Genomic DNA, 15,901 nt, shown 5'->3' with positions numbered 1-15,901 from the left:
GGCCGACCGGCCGCGGGGCGGCCTGCCCGATCCGGCACGCTGGACCGGTGTCCGCCTTCCCCACACCGGCCGGTCCGCCCGCGGAGCAGGCGAGCGGCGCCCCGGCCGCCGAGCCGCCCCAGGCCGTCTTCCTCGATCTCGACAACACCCTCATCGCGGGTTCGAGCGCCCTGGCGTTCGCCCGGACGTTCGCGCGGCACGGGCTCGTCGACCGGGCCACCGTGGCCCGCGGCGCGTGGGCGCAGCTCCTGCTGGTGCTCTCCGGCGCGGACGCCGCCACGATGGACACCCTGCGCCGCCGGATGACCCTCGTCAGCACCGGCTGGGAGGTCAGCCGGGTCCGTGAGATCGTCGCCGCGACCCTCCAGGAGGTCGTCGGCCCGCTCGTGTACCCGGAGGCCGTCCGGATGATCGAGCGCTACCGCGAGCAGGGCGCGGAGATCGTGCTGCTGTCGGCGTCCGGTCTCGAGGTCGTCGAGCCGATCGCCGGGCTGATCGGGATCGAGCGGTTCCGCGCCAGCACCATGCGGGTCGAGGACGGCCGGTACGCCGGTGAGCTCGAGTTCTACTGCTACGGCGAGGGCAAGGCCCGCGCGGCGCGGGAGATCGCCGCGGAGTCCGGCCTCGACCTCGCCCGGTGCGCGGCCTACACCGACTCCGTCACCGACCTGCCGCTGCTCGAGGTGGTCGGGCACCCGTACGTCGTGAACCCGGACCGGGAGCTGCGCGCGATCGCCCGGGAGCGCGGCTGGCCGGTGCTCGCGTTCGTCCGGGCGGCGTCACGGCGGGACCGGTTGTTCCGGCTGCGTGACGCCGTGTCCGACCGCATCGGTGTCGACGCCCGCACGAGGACGGCGGCCACACCGGTGGTACTCGCCGCCGGCGGGGTGGTCGCGGCGGTCGCCGCCGGGGTCGTCGCGTGGCGCCGGACCCGCTGACCGCGCGGACCCGGATCATCGGAGAGGAGCCGGCGCGACCGCCGTCCGGGCGTCGGACCGGCACGGACGGCCGCCGCTCCCGATCACCCACCGCTGCTGAACCGGTGCACCCCTTCGCGAGGGTTGCCCGCCTCACACCCGCGGGACTAGGAACGACGTCACGGACCCCGGTCAGGCCAGGGGCGGTTCGGAGGAGAAGAGCCCGTCTCCCCGGGCCGGGCTCCGTACGCGAGACCCGAGCACTCCCACGCCGAGCACGCCGCGGGAGGCATGTCGTCGTGGGCCTGCGTTCCGGGACGCCGGGCGCCGAGGCCACCAACCACGACACGTAGTGCACGCCAGGGAGCCGGATCTCGCGTCGGGCCGGGCGGTGCTCCACGACAGGGGCGCCGCCCGGCTCTCGTTCGCGGTGGCTGCGGTCCGGCGGTCCGGCCCGACTCAGCCGGACTGCGCCGCCGCGATCGACAGGCCCTCGCGGCCCCCGGCCTCCCACTCGTCGCAGGTGTGGGCGATCCAGCGGGCGAGCCCGTCGGGTGTGCCGGTGGCGAACGCCTCGGCCGCAGCCCGGTACTCGGACGGCCTGCGGAGGAAGCCGACCTCCGGCACCGAGAGCCCGCGCGGGTCGAGCCCCGACGACATCGCCGTCAACCGGGCCGCCGCGCGCGCGACGACACCGTCGGCCGTGCCGAACGGGCGGAGGGTCAGCAGCTCCCCGTGGACCACCGCCACCAGCACCGGGGCCGGCGCGGTCGTCCCGCCGCCGATCAGGTCGGCGAGCGCGGAGAGCCGCGCCGACGCACCCGGTCGGGGGCGGCCCAGCACCGCCTCGTGCTCGGCCGCCGGCACCAGGTCGGTGGCCGCGAGCACGTGCAGCCGGGCCAGTGCCTGCAGCGGCGCCCGCCCCCACACCTCGAGGAGCCGGGCGCGCTCGTCGGCGATGCGGACCGCGCCGGCCAGCACCGGGTCGGACACGTGGTCGGCCGTCGCCGGGCTCAGCGGCGCGCCGTCCAGCGCCGCCGACGACCGGGCCGCACGCAGTGCCGCCTCGGCCGCCGTCGTCGGCCAGCCGCGCCGGTTCACCGGCTGGTTGTGCACCTCGGTCGTCGCGTCCCGGGCCCGGGCGACCGCCTCGGGCACGCCGGGCAGCGCCGCGAGCGGGGCGAGCGGATCGTCGGTGGAGGTGCGGGCCATGCCGTCATCGTCCCAACCGGTGGCCTACCGTCGGGTAGCGACCCGGTCCCCGTCCTCCGGGCAGGGGTGGAACCGGACGGGTGAACCGTTCGTCACCCGCAGATCGACCGCTCGTCGGCCGCCGGTCCGCGCCCTCGCCGATGCGTCCCGGGGTCACCCCGCCGGGCGACCCGGGCCGACCTGCACCGATGGTGGGGCCGGCCGGGTCCGTGATCCCTCACCTGTCCCGACAGACGGTGCGGACGCAGGGCGGTTTCACTAGCGTCGGTCCGCACACGTGCGCGCACACCGAGTGCGCCTCTGGCCGATCCCAGGCCCGTTTCACGCCGCGTCGAGGAGGACACGAGGACATGGCCGAGTCCGAGAAGAGCAGCGCCCTGAGCGCACTGTCCACCGAGAGCCGGACGTTCCCGCCGCCGGAGGACTTCGCCGCCCAGGCCAACGCCACCGCCGAGTGGTACGACCGTGCCGACGCCGACCGCGAGGGCTTCTGGGCCGAGCAGGCCGACCGTCTGCACTGGACGAAGAAGTGGGACACCGTCCTCGACTGGCAGCCGCCGTTCGCGAAGTGGTTCGTCGGCGGCGAGCTGAACGTCGCCTACAACTGCGCCGACCGGCACGTCGACGAGGGCAACGGCGACCGGGTCGCGATCCACTGGGAGGGCGAGCCGGGCGACAGCCGCACCATCACCTACGCCGACCTCAAGGCCGAGGTCTCGAAGGCCGCGAACGCGCTCGCGGAGCTGGGCGTCGGCAAGGGTGACCGGGTCGCGATCCAGCTGCCGATGATCCCCGAGGCCGTCGTCTCCATGCTGGCCTGCGCCCGGCTGGGTGCGCTGCACAGCGTCGTCTTCGGCGGGTTCTCGCCGGGCGCGCTGAAGGCCCGCATCGAGGACGCCGAGGCGAAGGTCCTCATCACCTCGGACGGCCAGTACCGCCGGGGCAAGCCCGCCCCGATGAAGGAGAACACCGACCAGGCCGTCGAGGGCACCTCGATCGAGAAGGTCCTCGTCGTCAGGCGGACCGAGACCGAGGTCCCGTGGACCGAGGGCCGCGACGTCTGGTGGCACGACGTCGTCGACGCGGCCTCCGACCAGCACACCCCGGAGTCCTTCGACTCCGAGCACCCGCTGTTCATCCTCTACACCTCGGGCACCACCGGGAAGCCGAAGGGCATCCTGCACACCTCCGGCGGCTACCTGGCGCAGGCCGCGTACACCCACAACGTGGTGTTCGACCACAAGCCGGGCGAGAGCGTCTACTGGTGCACCGCCGACATCGGCTGGGTCACCGGGCACAGCTACATCGTCTACGGCCCGCTCGCCAACGGCGCCACCCAGGTCGTCTACGAGGGCACGCCGAACACCCCGCACGAAGGCCGGCACTGGGAGATCGTCCAGAAGTACGGCGTCTCGATCTACTACACCGCACCCACCCTGATCCGCACGTTCATGAAGTGGGGCGACGACATCCCCGCGAAGTACGACCTGTCGTCGCTGAAGGTCCTCGGCACGGTCGGTGAGCCGATCAACCCGGAGGCCTGGATGTGGTTCCGGGAGAAGATCGGCGGCGAGCGCTGCCCGATCGTCGACACCTGGTGGCAGACCGAGACCGGTGCCCAGATGATCGCCCCGCTGCCGGGCGTCACCTCGACCAAGCCGGGCTCGGCCATGCGGTCGCTGCCGGGCATCTCGGCGACCGTCGTCGACGACTCCGGAACGCCGGTCGGCAACGGCGAGGGCGGCTACCTGGTGCTCGACAAGCCGTGGCCGGCGATGCTGCGCGGCATCTGGGGCGACACCGAGCGCTACAAGGACACCTACTGGTCGCGGTTCGCCGAGCAGGGCTACTACTTCGCGGGTGACGGCGCCAAGTACGACGAGGACGGCGCCATCTGGCTGCTCGGCCGCGTCGACGACGTCATGAACGTCTCCGGCCACCGCATCTCCACCACCGAGGTGGAGTCGGCGCTGGTCAGCCACCCCACGGTGGCCGAGGCGGCCGTCGTCGGCGCGTCCGACGAGACCACCGGCCAGGGCATCGTCGCGTTCGTCATCCTGCGCGGCAGCGCCGCGAAGGACGGCGGCGACGACGCGATCAAGGCGCTGCGCGACCACGTCTCCAAGGAGATCGGCCCGATCGCGAAGCCGCGCCAGATCATGGTCGTCGAGGAGCTCCCGAAGACCCGGTCCGGCAAGATCATGCGCCGGCTGCTGCGCGACGTGGCGGAGAACCGGGAGGTCGGCGACGTCTCGACGCTGGCCGACTCCTCGGTCATGGACCTGATCTCCACCGGGATGAAGGACTCCAAGGAGGAGTGACCCCGGCGATGTGACGCCACGACGGCCCCCGGACGCGACGCGTGTCCGGGGGCCGTCGCGTTCCCGGCACACTGGGGGCGTGGACGACGGCGGGGTGCAGGTGCGGCGCGGGTTCGTCGTACCCGAGCGGGAGCTGCGCTGGCGGTTCTCCCGTGCGTCCGGTCCGGGCGGGCAGGGCGTGAACACGACCGACTCGCGGGTGGAGCTGTCGTTCGACGTCGCGGGCTCGCCGAGCGTCCCGGAGGACCTGCGGGACCGCGCACTGCAACGGCTGGGCGGCCGGCTGGTCGACGGCGTCCTCACGATCACCGCCGCCGAACACCGCAGCCAGCTCCGGAACCGGGAGGCGGCGCGGCAACGGCTCGCCGGCGTCCTCGGCGAGGCGACGGCCGCGGGTCCGCGCACACGCCGTCCCACCCGTCCGACGGCGGGATCGAGGCGACGCAGGCTGGACGCGAAGACGCGACGGGGACAGATCAAGAAGCTCCGCGGGCGTCCGGACGAGTGAGGGCTGATCCTCCGGTCGGGGACGGCGTGGCGCAGCCGAGCGGGCCCGGGGTCCCCGTGGCACGATGGCGACTCACCGAACGACGGCCGTCCGGGGGACTACAGCCCCGGTCGGCGAGGGCGCAGGAGGGATGACGGTGGCCAGCAACAGCCAGTCCGGCGACGCGGAGGTTCCGCCCGTCCTGCCCTCGATCCCGCTCACTCCCGAGCCGGGCCCGCGTGACGCGTCGCTCGGCGCGCTCGCCAAGGACGTGACGACGCACCTGTCCACCCTGGTGCGGTCCGAGGTGGAGCTCGCCAAGGCCGAGGTGTCGGCGGAGGTCAAGAAGGGCGTCCAGGGCAGCGTCTTCTTCGTGATCGCCGCGGCGATCGGACTGTTCAGCCTGTTCTACCTGTTCTTCACCCTCGCCGAGTTCCTGTCGCTGTGGCTGAACCGCGCGGCCGGGTTCGGGATCACCTTCCTGGTCATGCTGCTCACCGCCGGGCTGTTCGGGTTCCTCGGCTACCTGCGGGTCCGGAAGATCCGCAAGCCGGAGCGCACGATCGACTCGCTGAAGGACTCCGCGCAGGTGCTCACCCAGCGGGGCAAGGGCGACAACGTGCGCGAGCTGTCCGACGGTCCGTCCGGACGGCACTCCGCCGCGGGCTGAGCCGCGACCGTGGCCGGTGCCCCGGACCCGTCCGTCGTCCGGATCCCCGGACCGTGGACGCACCGGGCGGTCTCGGCCAACGGCATCCGGATCCACCTCGCCGAGCACGGCCCGCCGGACGGCCCGCTGGTCGTCCTGCTGCACGGGTTCCCCGAGTTCTGGTGGACCTGGCGCCACCAGCTGCTCGCGCTCGGCGACGCCGGGTACCGCGCCGTCGCGCCCGACCTGCGGGGCTACGGCGACACCGACAAGACCCCACGCGGCTACGACCTGTGGACCCTCGCCGGTGACTGTGCCGGGCTGGTCCGGGCGCTGGGGGAGCGGCGGGCCCACGTGGTCGGCCACGACTGGGGCGCCGCCATCGCCTGGACGGTCGCCGCGCTGCACCCGCGGCTGGTGGCGTCGCTGACCGTGCTGGGCGCCCCGCACCCGACGACGATGCGGGACGCGCTCCTGCGCGATCCGCTCGGCCAGGGCCGGGCGAGCCGGTACATGGCGGGGTTCCAGCTCCCGCGGCTGCCGGAGCGCTCGCTGCGCGGCCCGGACCGGGTGGAGCGGATCATGCGTGACTGGGCGGGTCTCGACTGGACGTCCACCGAGGACTTCGCGGAGACCGTCGCGCGCAACCGTGAGGCGATCCGGATCTCGACCGTCGCGCACTGCAGCCTGGAGTACTACCGCTGGTCGCTGCGCTCCCAGTTCCGCCCGGACGGCCACCGGTTCGCCCGCGACGTCGCCGGCCCGGTCGGTGTCCCGGTGCTGCAGGTGCACGGGGCCGACGACCCGTGCGTCCTGGACACGACGATGCGCCGGACCGCCCGCCGCGCCGGGGCGGGGTTCGTCCACCACGCACTGCCGGCCACCGGGCACTTCCCGCAGGAGGAGCGGCCGACCCACGTCAGTGCGCTGATCGGGGCCCATCTGGAGCGCTCGACCCGCGACCGCCCCGCCTGAACGACAGCGCGGCGAGCGCGGTGTCCGGGTGGTCGGAGAACAGGCCGTCGACGCCGGCGTCGAGGAAGGCGTCGTACTCGGCGAACACGTCGCCCCAGGCCGAGGCCGGCCCGCCGGAGCGCAGCGCGGGCGGCAGGAAGGCGTTCTCGTTCCGGAACGTGTACGGGTGCACCAGCAGCCCGGCCGCGTGCGCGTCGGCGACCAGCGACGACGGCGGCCCCAGCGCCCCGTCCGGCCCGGCCGGGACGACCTGGGCCTTCGCCGGCCCGACGGCGTCGGCGTAGGTCGCGACCTCGCGCAGCCCGTCGGGCGAGGTGATCGACGTCCAGCTCCGGTCCGGCAGGTCCGCCGGCCCGCCGGTGACGTCGGTGAGCTGGACCAGCGGCACCCGCAGCCTGCCGCGCAGCCACCGCAGGTTCGTCACCTCGAACGACTGCACGTACACCGGGGCGTCCGGCCGGTTCAGCCCGGCGCCGTCGAGCGCGTCGACGAGCAGCGGCTCCGCGGGCAGCCCGATGCCGGCGTGGTGGGTGGAGTGCTTGATCTCCGGGTAGACGCCGATCTCGCGCCCGAGCTCCCGGGACAGCCGCTCCCGCAGGTCCAGCAGCTCGGCGAGAGTGGGGACGGCGAACCGGGCGTCGTAGACCCGGTTGCCGGGCCGCTCGCCAGGGAGCCGCTCGACGGCGCGGAGCGTCCGCAGCTCGGCGAGGGTGAAGTCGTGGGTGAACCAGCCCTCGTGGACCTCGCCGTCGATCGTCCGCCGGGTGCGTCGCCCGGCGAACTCGGGCCGGGCCGCGACGTCGGTGGTCCCGCCGATCCCGGGCTCGTGCCGGCAGACCAGGTGCCCGTCCCGGGTGGGGACGACGTCGGTCTCCAGGTAGTCGGCGCCGACCCGCGCGGCGAGCTCGTAGGCGGCCAGCGTGTGCTCGGGCCGGTTCCCCGACGCCCCGCGGTGCGCGATGACCACCGGGCGGGCGCCCGCGGTGGTGGGGGTGCGGTCCGGAACCGTCGCATCGGTGTCGGGCACGACGCGCACCCTGACACGGACGGGTGGTGCCTCCCGCGCCGGGGCCGGTGCCGGTTGCCCCGCCCCGGACGTGCGCGGATACGCTCGACCACCGTGCGAGTCCTGGTCGTGGGTAACGGCGCGCGTGAGCACGCCATCGCGGTGTCCTTGGCGCAGGATCCGGGGGTGACGGCCCTGGCCTGCGCCCCCGGCAACGCGGGGACAGCTGCCGTCTCGGAGCAGCTGGGTCTGGACGTGTCCGACAACGACGCCGTCGTGTCGGTCGCGCAGACCTGGCAGGCCGACCTGGTCGTCATCGGGCCGGAGGTGCCGTTGGTCAACGGCGCCGCCGACGCGGTGCGGGCGGCCGGCATCCCCTGCTTCGGGCCCGGGAGGGAGGCGGCCCGGATCGAGGGGTCCAAGGCCTTCGCGAAGTCGGTGATGAGCTCCGCGGGCGTCCCGACGGCGTCCTCGGTCGTGGTCGACAACCCGGCCCACCTCGACACCGCGCTGGGCGTGTTCACCCCGCCCTACGTCGTGAAGGACGACGGCCTGGCCGCCGGCAAGGGCGTCGTCGTGTCCGAGGACGTCGAGATCGCCCGCGCCCACGCGCTCGGCCTGCTCGACGCCGGCCACCCGGCCCTGCTCGAGTCGTTCCTCGACGGGCCGGAGGCGTCGCTGTTCTGCCTCGTCGACGGCACCACCGTGGTCCCGCTGCTGCCGGCGCAGGACTTCAAGCGGGTCGGCGACGACGACACCGGCCCGAACACCGGCGGCATGGGCGCCTACTGCCCGCTGCCGTGGGCGGGCGACGACCTGGCCGCCGAGCTGGTGGAGCGCATCGTCCGGCCGGTCGCCGCGGAGCTCGAGAACCGCGGGGCGCCCTTCTCGGGGCTGCTCTACGCCGGGCTCGCCCTCACCTCGCAGGGCCCCGCCGTGATCGAGTTCAACTGCCGGTTCGGTGACCCGGAGACCCAGGCCGTGCTGGCGCTGCTGCGCACCCCGCTGGCCGGGCTGCTGCACGCGACGGCCACCGGCACGCTCGCCGACCAGCCACCGCTCGAGTGGTCCGACGGCTCGGCGGTGACCGTCGTCGTCGCGGCGGAGGGCTACCCGGCCACCCCGCGCCTCGGTGACGTGATCACCGGTGGCGACGGCGAGGGCGTGCTGCACGCGGGCACCCGGCGCCGCGACGACGGCGCGGTCGTCTCGTCCGGCGGGCGGGTGCTGTCCGTCGTCGGCACGGGCGCGGACCTGGCCGCGGCGCGCGCCGACGCGTACGCGCGGCTGGAGCCGGTGCGCCTCGCGGGGTCGCACCACCGGACCGACATCGGCCTCCGGGCCGAGCGCGGAGAGATCCGGATCCCGTCCGCGAAGGGCTGAATGTTTCTCCAGGATTACCTCCGTATGGCCCAGTGATGTTGGTCCTAACGGCCCAGTACGTGGAGTGACCTGGTGATCTTCGGTGGCGCCGGTCCTGTTGTCCGCAACCGTGTAGAGAGATCTTGAAGACGAGGTAAAACCGGACACCAGGGTTTGATCGTGCCCGTCCGGCGCGCAATCGTCATGTCTCACAGGGGCACAGCCGGTGCCCCTGAGACACAGGAGGATCCATCATGGCCAACGCTCCCCAGCCGGCCCGTCGTCGTCGCGCCCTGACCCTCGTGGGTGCCGCTGTCGTCGCGCCGCTCGCCACCCTGGCGTTCACCGGTTCGGCCCAGGCCGCCGAGCTGACCCCGGTCGCCGAGTACATCGACGACACCGTCGCCGACACCGACGCCCAGGTGGGCGCCGTCGTCGACGCGCTGGGCTTCGAGGCCGAGTGACGTCGCGCGGGCACTGAGCCCGCGCCGTGCGGATCGCGATCCGCACACCGGTACGTGACGACCGGGCCCGGCACCCTCGACTCGGCGGCGAGGTGCCGGGCCCGGCGCGCGCCGGATCCCCGCGCGTCCGGCCCTGGGCTCCCGGCCGGGCGCGCGGACCCGCGCCACCTACGCTCGGTCCCGTGACCGGACCGACCGCCGCCCAGCTGACCGTCGCGGCCCGCGCCGCCGTCGCACCGTTCCACGTCATGGACGTCTGGGCGGCCGCCGCGGAGCGGGCCCGCACCCACGGTGACCTGATCAACCTCTCCGCCGGGCAGCCGTCCACCCCGGCCCCCGAGCCGGTGCGGACCGCCGCGGTCGAGGCGCTGAACTCCGAGGTCCTCGGCTACACCGTCGCCCCCGGCATCGCCGAGCTGCGCGAGGCCGTCGCCGGGCACTACCACCGCACCCGCGGACTCGACGTCGACCCGGGTGACGTCGTGCTGACGACCGGCTCCTCCGGCGGGTTCCTGCTGGCCTTCCTGGCCGCCTTCGACGCCGGGGACCGCGTCGCGATGGCCCGGCCCGGTTACCCCTGCTACCGCAACATCCTGTCCGCGCTCGGCTGCGAGGTCGTCGAGCTGCCGTGCGGGCCGGAGACCCGGTTCCAGCCGACCGTGCAGATGCTGGAGGAGCTCGACGAGCCGGTGAAGGGGCTGATCCTCGCGAGCCCGGCGAACCCCACCGGCACGATCCTCGAGCCCGGCGAGCTCACCGCCCTCGCGCGGTACTGCGAGGAGCGCGGGATCCAGCTGATCAGCGACGAGATCTACCACGGCATCACGTTCCCCGGGAGCCCGGCGACGACTTCGGCGTGGGAGACCTCGCGCGAGGCGGTGCTGGTGAACTCGTTCTCGAAGTACTTCTCGATGACGGGCTGGCGGCTCGGCTGGCTGGTGTGTCCGCCGCGGCTGCGCCGCACCGTCGAGGGGCTCGCCGGGAACTTCACGGTCTGCCCGCCCGCGCTGCCGCAGCACGCGGCGCTGGCCGCGTTCGACGCGGCGAGCTACGCCGAGGCCGACGCCCACGTCGTCCGCTACGGCCACAACCGCGACCTGCTCCTCGCCGGGCTGCCCGCGATCGGGATCGACCGGCTCGCCCCCGCCGACGGCGCGTTCTACGTCTACGCCGACGTCGCGCACCTGCTGCGGCCCGGCGAGGACTCGATGGCGCTCACCTACCGGCTGCTCGACGAGACCGGGATCGCCGTCGCGCCCGGGCAGGACTTCGATCCCGTCGACGGCGGGAACTACGTGCGGTTCTCCTGCGCGGGCACGTCCGAGGGCATCACCGGGGCCCTGGAACGGCTGCGCGCCTGGGTCTGAGCGCGGGTCACAGCACGAGCTCCGGTTTCACGGCCGCCGGCGTCCAGACCCGCTGCCGGCGTGCCGCCAGCGCCGCGACGGCGACGGCGAGCAGCAGCCAGCCGAGCAGCACCGGCACCGCGGTCCCGACCACCCCGGCCAGCTCGCCGCCGTACATGAGGTGCCGCAGCGCGTCGACGGCGTAGCCCATCGGCATCACGTGGTGCACCGGGTACAGCGGGGCCGGGATGGTCTGCCAGGGGAACGTGCCGCCGGCCGAGACCAGTTGCAGCACCATCAGGACCAGGCCGATGAACTGCCCGACGCTGCCCAGCCAGGCGTTGAGGGCGTGCACGATCGCCGTGAACGTCAGCGAGACCAGGCACAGGAAGCCGAACGTGGCGAGCGGGTGCACCGGTGCGATGCCGAGTCCGAAGACGACGATCACGTACATCCCCGCCACCTGCAGCATCCCGAGCAGCCCGGCCGGGAGCCAGCCGCCCAGCGCCACCCGCAGCGGGCTCTGACCGGCCGCGATCGCCCGCCGGGACAGCGGCTGCAGCAGCAGGAACAGCACGTAGCCGCCGATCCAGGTGGCCAGGGCCATGAAGAACGGGGCGAGCCCTGCGCCGTAGGTGTCGGCCTGGGAGTGGGCGACGTCGCGGGTGGCGACCGGGTCGCCGATGTTCTGCGCGGTGGCGTCGCGGACGTCCGGCGCGGGGTTCGGGATCTGCCCGAGCCCCGAGTTCAGGCCGTCGCGCAGCTGCCCGGCGCCGCCGGCCAGCTCGGCGGTGCCCGTGTCGAGCCGGTGGGCGCCGTCGGAGAGCCGGTCGCTGCCGTCGACGGCGGTGCGCTCGCCGTCGACGAGGGTGTCCGCCCCGGTCCGCAGCTCGGTCGCCCCGGCCGAGAGCCTGCCGGCGCCGTCGGAGAGTTTCCGGACGCCGCCGGACAGCTCGGACGCGCCGTCCCGCAGCTCGGCGGCGCCGTCGGCGGCGCTCGCGATCCCGGAGCTCAGCTGCGGTGCGGAGGCGGCGAGCCGTTCGGCGCCGTCGGCGACCCGGCCCGCTCCCGACCCGAGCCGGTCGAGCTGCCCGGAGACCTCCTGGACGCGCTCGTTGCCCTGTTCGAGCGGTTGCTTCGCGTCGGCGAGCACGGCCAGGGCCTGCCGGACCTGCTCGTCGGTGAAGCCGCGCTCGCGCAGGCCGGCCGCGATGGTGCCGTCGGCGGCGTCGAGCTGGGCGGCCAGCCGTCCGCTCTCCTGCGCGACCCGGTCACCGGCCGCGGCGACCTGCGCGTTGCCGTCCGCGACCTGGCGGGCGCCGTCCGCGAGCTCCCGGGACTGCCGGGGCAGCTGCGCGGTCGCGTCCCGCAGCGTGCCGAGCCCGGTCGCCAGCTCACCGGCGCCGGAGCCGAGCCGGTCGGCACCGGCGGCCGCGGTCCCGGCGCCGGTGGCGAGGGTCCCGGCCCCGGACGAGAGCTCGCCGGCACCGCCCGCGAGCTGCTGCGCCCCGCCGAGCAGCCGGCGCTGGCCCGACGCCAGGTCGTCGGACCCGCTCGCGAGCTGCGCGGCGCCGTCGTGGGCCCGGGTCGCGCCGTCGGCGAGCCGCCCGGCCCCGTCGGCGGCCTCCTGGGTCTTCGTGTAGATCGTCGAGAAGCCGGTGAGGAAGGTGTCCGCGGCCTCGGTGCCGACCTGCTGGGCCACCGAGTCCCGGACCCGGGTCGTGAGCGTGTCGGCGATGGTGCGGGCCAGGTAGTTGTTGGCGTCGTTGGTGGTCAGCACCAGCATGGCCTGGCGGGGCGTGAAGTCCGAGGAGGACCGCAGCGCCGCGGTGAAGTCGGCCGGAACCGTCAGGGCGAAGGTGTAGTCGTTGTCGCGGACGCCGCGGTCGGCGTCGGCGGCGGAGACCCGGTGGAAGTCGAACGAACCGGACTCCTCCAGGCTCCTCGCGACCTCCTCGCCGACGTTCTGCGGGTTGCCGTCGGCGTCGGTGCCGCCGGTGTCCTCGACGACGAGCGCGGCGGGGACCTTGTCGAGCCGGGAGTAGGGGTCGCCGTTGGCGTAGAGGTAGAACCCCGCGTACAGCATCGGGATCAGCAGCAGCGCGAGGACGGCGAGCACGGGGAGCCGGCCTGCGGTGATCCGCCGGAGCTCGCTGACGGCCATCCGGATCGCGCTCATCGGCTCTGCTCCGTGGCGTCGAGGAGGGTGGCCGGGGCGGCAGGTCGCGTGTGCCGCCCCGGCGGTTCGTGGGGTGGCCCGGCCTGCCCGCCGCCCAGTCGCACGGCGGGCACGCCCAGCAGCGCGGCGGACGCATCGGTGCAGGTCACGACGACCGCGAGTCCCGCACGCGCGTGCTCGGCCGCGACCTGCCACCAGGTGACGGGAGTGCCGCCGTGCCGGTCGGGCGCGGTCAGGACGAGCACCGCGGTGCCGGGCCGGGACGCGGCGAGCTCGGTGGTCAGCGCGATCCGCACGGGGGCCGGGACGTCCTCGAACCGGGTCCGGGCCCACTGCTCCGCGCCGCGGGCGGCGAGCCACGCGACCACCGAGCGGGGCCGGGTCCCGCGACCGGCCATCGCCAGCTCCTCCCCGACGACGGTGCGCAGCGGCAGCACCGGCTCGGGCTCGCTCACCCCCGGGGTGTCGACGACGGCGACCGCGCGCCGCAGCCGGGCGGGATCGTCGTCGCCGCCGAGGGTGATCCGCCCGCGGGTCGGCCGCATCCGGCCGGCCAGGCACAGGGCCAGCGCGGTGTGCCCGGACCCGGGGGTGCCGGCGACGAGCAGGACCCCGCCGGGCGTCGCACGGAGGGAGGTCCCGCCGAGCAGCGGGCCGTGCGCGCCGTCGACGGCGACGTCGTCGGCGACCAGGAGCTCGGGCTCGGGCTCGGGCTCGGGCTCGGGTGCGGGGGAGTCGGGGACGGGGGCGGTGGGGCTGGTCATGACGGTCCTGCGGTCGGTGGCACCGCGGCCGGCCGGGCCCACCGCTGGGTCCGTGCAGGTCACCGGCGCCGGTCAACGGGTCGGGAGCCACCGACGGGAGGGTGGAGATCGGCGCCCGGAGGCGCGTCCCGAGGGCGGCGGAAGCCTAGGCGGACACCCGCTCCGGCGTCCGGCCGTCGACCAGTGTGGACCCGATCGAGCAGGCCGACTTGACCTCACGCGACACCGACTTGCCCGCGCGCGACACTGTGACGGCGCCGACGGGCGGGCTCGCGACCGGTGGCCGCGGGATCACCCGAGGGCGGTGCGCGGCGCCTGCTCCGGGACCTCGCGGGGCCGGGTGAACGCGGCGGACCGGCCGCCGTCCGGGGAGCCCGTGCTGGCCGGGCCGACCTCGCCGATCCGGTCGAGCGCGGCCGTCACGTGGGCCTCGGTGACGTCGCGGTGGGTCATCAGCCGGAGCTTCCCGGCGATCACCCCGGCCCGGACTCCGGCCTCGCCGAACGCGGCGATCGTGCCGCGCAGGTCGGCCACGTCCACGAGGACGATGTTGGTCTGCGGCTCCCGGACCCGCCAGCCGCGCTCGCGCAGCCCGGCGGCCAGCGTGGTCGCCAGAGCGTGGTCCTCGGCGAGCCGGTCGACGCCCTCCAGCGCGACCAGCCCGGCGGCCGCGACGACACCGCCCTGCCGGACGCCGCCGCCCAGCATCTTGCGCAGCCTGCGGGCCTGCTCGACGAACTCGGCCGACCCGGCGACGACCGAGCCCACCGGTGCACCGAGGCCCTTGCTGAGGCAGACCGACACGGTGTCGGCGCCGACGGTGAGCGCGCCCGGCGGCACCCCGAGTGCGACGGCGGCGTTCCACAGCCGGGCACCGTCGAGGTGTACGGCGAGGCGGGCGGCGCGCGCCGCGGCGGCGACGGCGGCGTGTTCCTCCGGCGCGGTGACGGTGCCGCCCGCGGAGTTGTGGGTGTTCTCCAGGCAGAGCAGCGACGTCCGGAGGCCGGCGTAGTGGTCGTCCCCGGTGGCCGCCCGCCGGACGGCCGTCCCGGTGACCTTGCCGGGGCCACCGTCGTGCGGGAGCGGCCGGGGCATCCCGCCGGCCAGCCAGGCCGCCGTCCCGAGCTCGAAGTCGAGGACGTGGGCTCCCTGCGGGGCGAGGAACGACTCCCCACGCCCGAGCCGGCTCATCAGCGCGATCAGGTTCGCCATCGACCCGGTCGGGGTCCACAGCGCGTCCGCGGCGCCGAGCAGGCCCGCGACCCGCTCCTCCAGCTCGCGCATCGTGGGGTCGCGGTCGAGGACGTCGTCGGCGACCTCGGCGTCGGCCATCGCCTGGCGCATCTCGGGCGTCGGCACGGTGACGGTGTCCGAGCGGAGGTCGATCGGCTCGGCCGGGTCGACCCCGGAGGCGGATCCGCGCAGGGTGTTGCGCGACACTCGGCGACTGCGAGGTGACGGACGCACGTCGTCCAGTGTCGGCCATGAGCATCCGGAGCGACACGGCAGGGTCACGAAAAGGTCACGACGTGCGGTGTGACCTGCATGTGAATCGGGGAACTCACTCGAAAGTACGAGGGTCACCGTGCACGATGTGCGAGTGGCAGCCCCGGGTAAACAGACCGAGAAGGGTGAGCGGCGCCGAGCGCAGCTCGTCTCCGCGGCATCGGAGCTTCTCGCCGAGGGCGGGTTCGACGCGATCCGGCACCGCGCGGTCGCCGAGCGGGCCGGGGTTCCGCTGGCCGCGACGACGTACTACTTCTCGTCGCTGGAGGATCTCGTCGGCGCCGCGCTGGACCGGCTCGGCCGCGAGGAGCTGGCCGATGCCCGCGGCTGCCTCGACTCCCGCGACGATCCGAACGAGATCGTCCTCGACCTGCTGCTGGGGCCCCGGTCGCGGACCGAGGGGCTCGACGCGGTGCTCCGCCGGTTCGAGCGGCTGATCGGCTCCGGCCGTCGGCCGTTCCTGGCGGGCCTGCTGCGGGAGCAGCGCGTCGAGTTCGACGCGTTGCTGGAGGAGGCGCTCACCCGTGTCGCCGGCCGTCGTCCGCGCCCGGGGGAGGTGCGACGGGTGACGGCCCTGGTCGACGGGATCGTGGTCACCGCGCTGATCGAGGCCGAGCCCGACCCGCGCGGGATCGCCCGGGAGGCGCTGCGGGAGGCGATCGCGGCGGTGTGAGTCCGCTCCCTGCCCGTCGCACGCGCCCGACCAGCGATTA

At 74.8% G+C, this 15,901-nt stretch carries 14 protein-coding genes; 9 read left to right on the top strand and 5 right to left on the bottom strand.

The window, feature by feature from the left end; genetic code table 11:
• Positions 1 to 47 precede the first annotated feature (47 nt).
• Positions 48 to 938 carry an HAD family hydrolase gene (locus PP1_RS14795; protein WP_010242355.1) on the top strand — a complete coding sequence of 297 codons (891 nt, stop codon included), beginning with the start codon at positions 48 to 50 and terminating at the stop codon, positions 936 to 938.
• A 438-nt stretch (positions 939 to 1,376) separates the two neighbouring features.
• Here the strand turns inward: PP1_RS14795 and PP1_RS14790 are convergent, their stop codons facing one another.
• On the bottom strand, positions 1,377 to 2,129 hold the full coding sequence (locus PP1_RS14790; protein WP_060574210.1) for a hypothetical protein: 753 nt from the start codon (positions 2,127 to 2,129) through the stop codon (positions 1,377 to 1,379).
• Positions 2,130 to 2,479: 350 nt separating this feature from the next.
• Between PP1_RS14790 and acs the strand changes: the two genes are divergently transcribed.
• From acs to PP1_RS14770, 4 genes are all read left to right on the top strand, one after another.
• A complete protein-coding gene (gene acs, locus PP1_RS14785; protein WP_010224454.1) occupies positions 2,480 to 4,450 on the top strand; it encodes an acetate--CoA ligase in 1,971 nt (656 codons plus the stop codon).
• Positions 4,451 to 4,529: 79 nt separating this feature from the next.
• Positions 4,530 to 4,958 (top strand): alternative ribosome rescue aminoacyl-tRNA hydrolase ArfB, encoded by a 429-nt coding sequence (arfB, locus tag PP1_RS14780; protein WP_010224453.1) that lies wholly within the window; start codon positions 4,530 to 4,532, stop codon positions 4,956 to 4,958.
• A 130-nt stretch (positions 4,959 to 5,088) separates the two neighbouring features.
• Positions 5,089 to 5,607 (top strand): phage holin family protein, encoded by a 519-nt coding sequence (locus tag PP1_RS14775; protein ID WP_010224452.1) that lies wholly within the window; start codon positions 5,089 to 5,091, stop codon positions 5,605 to 5,607.
• A 9-nt stretch (positions 5,608 to 5,616) separates the two neighbouring features.
• Positions 5,617 to 6,561: an alpha/beta fold hydrolase gene (locus PP1_RS14770; protein WP_010224451.1), complete on the top strand. Its 945-nt coding sequence runs from the start codon at positions 5,617 to 5,619 to the stop codon at positions 6,559 to 6,561.
• Here PP1_RS14770 and PP1_RS14765 read toward each other — a convergent pair.
• Positions 6,506 to 7,588 carry a glycerophosphodiester phosphodiesterase gene (locus tag PP1_RS14765; RefSeq protein ID WP_249265923.1) on the bottom strand — a complete coding sequence of 361 codons (1,083 nt, stop codon included), beginning with the start codon at positions 7,586 to 7,588 and terminating at the stop codon, positions 6,506 to 6,508. The genes PP1_RS14770 and PP1_RS14765 overlap by 56 nt on opposite strands.
• Before the next feature lie 93 nt (positions 7,589 to 7,681).
• On the opposite strand from PP1_RS14765, the gene purD reads away from it, so the two are divergent.
• From purD to PP1_RS14750, 3 genes are all read left to right on the top strand, one after another.
• Complete coding sequence (gene purD / locus PP1_RS14760) at positions 7,682 to 8,950, top strand: phosphoribosylamine--glycine ligase (RefSeq protein ID WP_029239162.1); 1,269 nt, start codon at positions 7,682 to 7,684, stop codon at positions 8,948 to 8,950.
• A gap of 233 nt (positions 8,951 to 9,183) precedes the next feature.
• Complete coding sequence (locus tag PP1_RS14755) at positions 9,184 to 9,393, top strand: hypothetical protein (RefSeq protein ID WP_029239161.1); 210 nt, start codon at positions 9,184 to 9,186, stop codon at positions 9,391 to 9,393.
• A 182-nt stretch (positions 9,394 to 9,575) separates the two neighbouring features.
• The gene (locus tag PP1_RS14750) at positions 9,576 to 10,760 is read left to right on the top strand and encodes a pyridoxal phosphate-dependent aminotransferase (RefSeq protein ID WP_010224447.1); all 1,185 of its coding nucleotides are present in this window, start codon (positions 9,576 to 9,578) and stop codon (positions 10,758 to 10,760) included.
• A gap of 7 nt (positions 10,761 to 10,767) precedes the next feature.
• Here PP1_RS14750 and PP1_RS14745 read toward each other — a convergent pair whose 3' ends face one another.
• The 3 genes from PP1_RS14745 to PP1_RS14735 form a co-directional block, all read right to left on the bottom strand.
• A complete protein-coding gene (locus PP1_RS14745) occupies positions 10,768 to 12,918 on the bottom strand; it encodes a YhgE/Pip domain-containing protein (RefSeq protein ID WP_075313926.1) in 2,151 nt (716 codons plus the stop codon).
• A complete protein-coding gene (locus PP1_RS14740; protein WP_193384257.1) occupies positions 12,915 to 13,682 on the bottom strand; it encodes a hypothetical protein in 768 nt (255 codons plus the stop codon). Before PP1_RS14740 ends, PP1_RS14745 begins: the two co-directional genes overlap by 4 nt.
• Before the next feature lie 291 nt (positions 13,683 to 13,973).
• On the bottom strand, positions 13,974 to 15,122 hold the full coding sequence (locus tag PP1_RS14735; RefSeq protein ID WP_010240183.1) for a threonine aldolase family protein: 1,149 nt from the start codon (positions 15,120 to 15,122) through the stop codon (positions 13,974 to 13,976).
• A gap of 160 nt (positions 15,123 to 15,282) precedes the next feature.
• Here PP1_RS14735 and PP1_RS14730 point away from each other — a divergent pair, with 160 nt between their 5' ends.
• Positions 15,283 to 15,861: a TetR/AcrR family transcriptional regulator gene (locus PP1_RS14730; RefSeq protein ID WP_010240185.1), complete on the top strand. Its 579-nt coding sequence runs from the start codon at positions 15,283 to 15,285 to the stop codon at positions 15,859 to 15,861.
• The last annotated feature ends 40 nt before the right edge of the window (positions 15,862 to 15,901 follow it).

The sequence above is a fragment of the Pseudonocardia sp. P1 genome, from assembly GCF_000178675.2.
In the GTDB taxonomy this organism is placed as follows: Bacteria; Actinomycetota; Actinomycetes; order Mycobacteriales; family Pseudonocardiaceae; genus Pseudonocardia.
The sequence above is the reverse complement of the archived record's forward strand: the minus strand, read 5'-3'. Positions and strand labels throughout refer to the sequence as shown.

Excerpts from the sequence above, each read along its gene's own strand:
- PP1_RS14775 (WP_010224452.1), top strand. The coding sequence starts at position 5,089 with ATGACGGTGGCCAGCAACAGCCAGTCCGGCGACGCGGAGGTTCCGCCC.
- PP1_RS14790 (WP_060574210.1), bottom strand. The coding sequence starts at position 2,129 with ATGGCCCGCACCTCCACCGACGATCCGCTCGCCCCGCTCGCGGCGCTG.
- PP1_RS14740 (WP_193384257.1), bottom strand. The coding sequence starts at position 13,682 with ATGACCAGCCCCACCGCCCCCGTCCCCGACTCCCCCGCACCCGAGCCC.
- PP1_RS14755 (WP_029239161.1), top strand. The coding sequence starts at position 9,184 with ATGGCCAACGCTCCCCAGCCGGCCCGTCGTCGTCGCGCCCTGACCCTC.
- PP1_RS14745 (WP_075313926.1), bottom strand. The coding sequence starts at position 12,918 with ATGAGCGCGATCCGGATGGCCGTCAGCGAGCTCCGGCGGATCACCGCA.
- acs (WP_010224454.1), top strand. The coding sequence starts at position 2,480 with ATGGCCGAGTCCGAGAAGAGCAGCGCCCTGAGCGCACTGTCCACCGAG.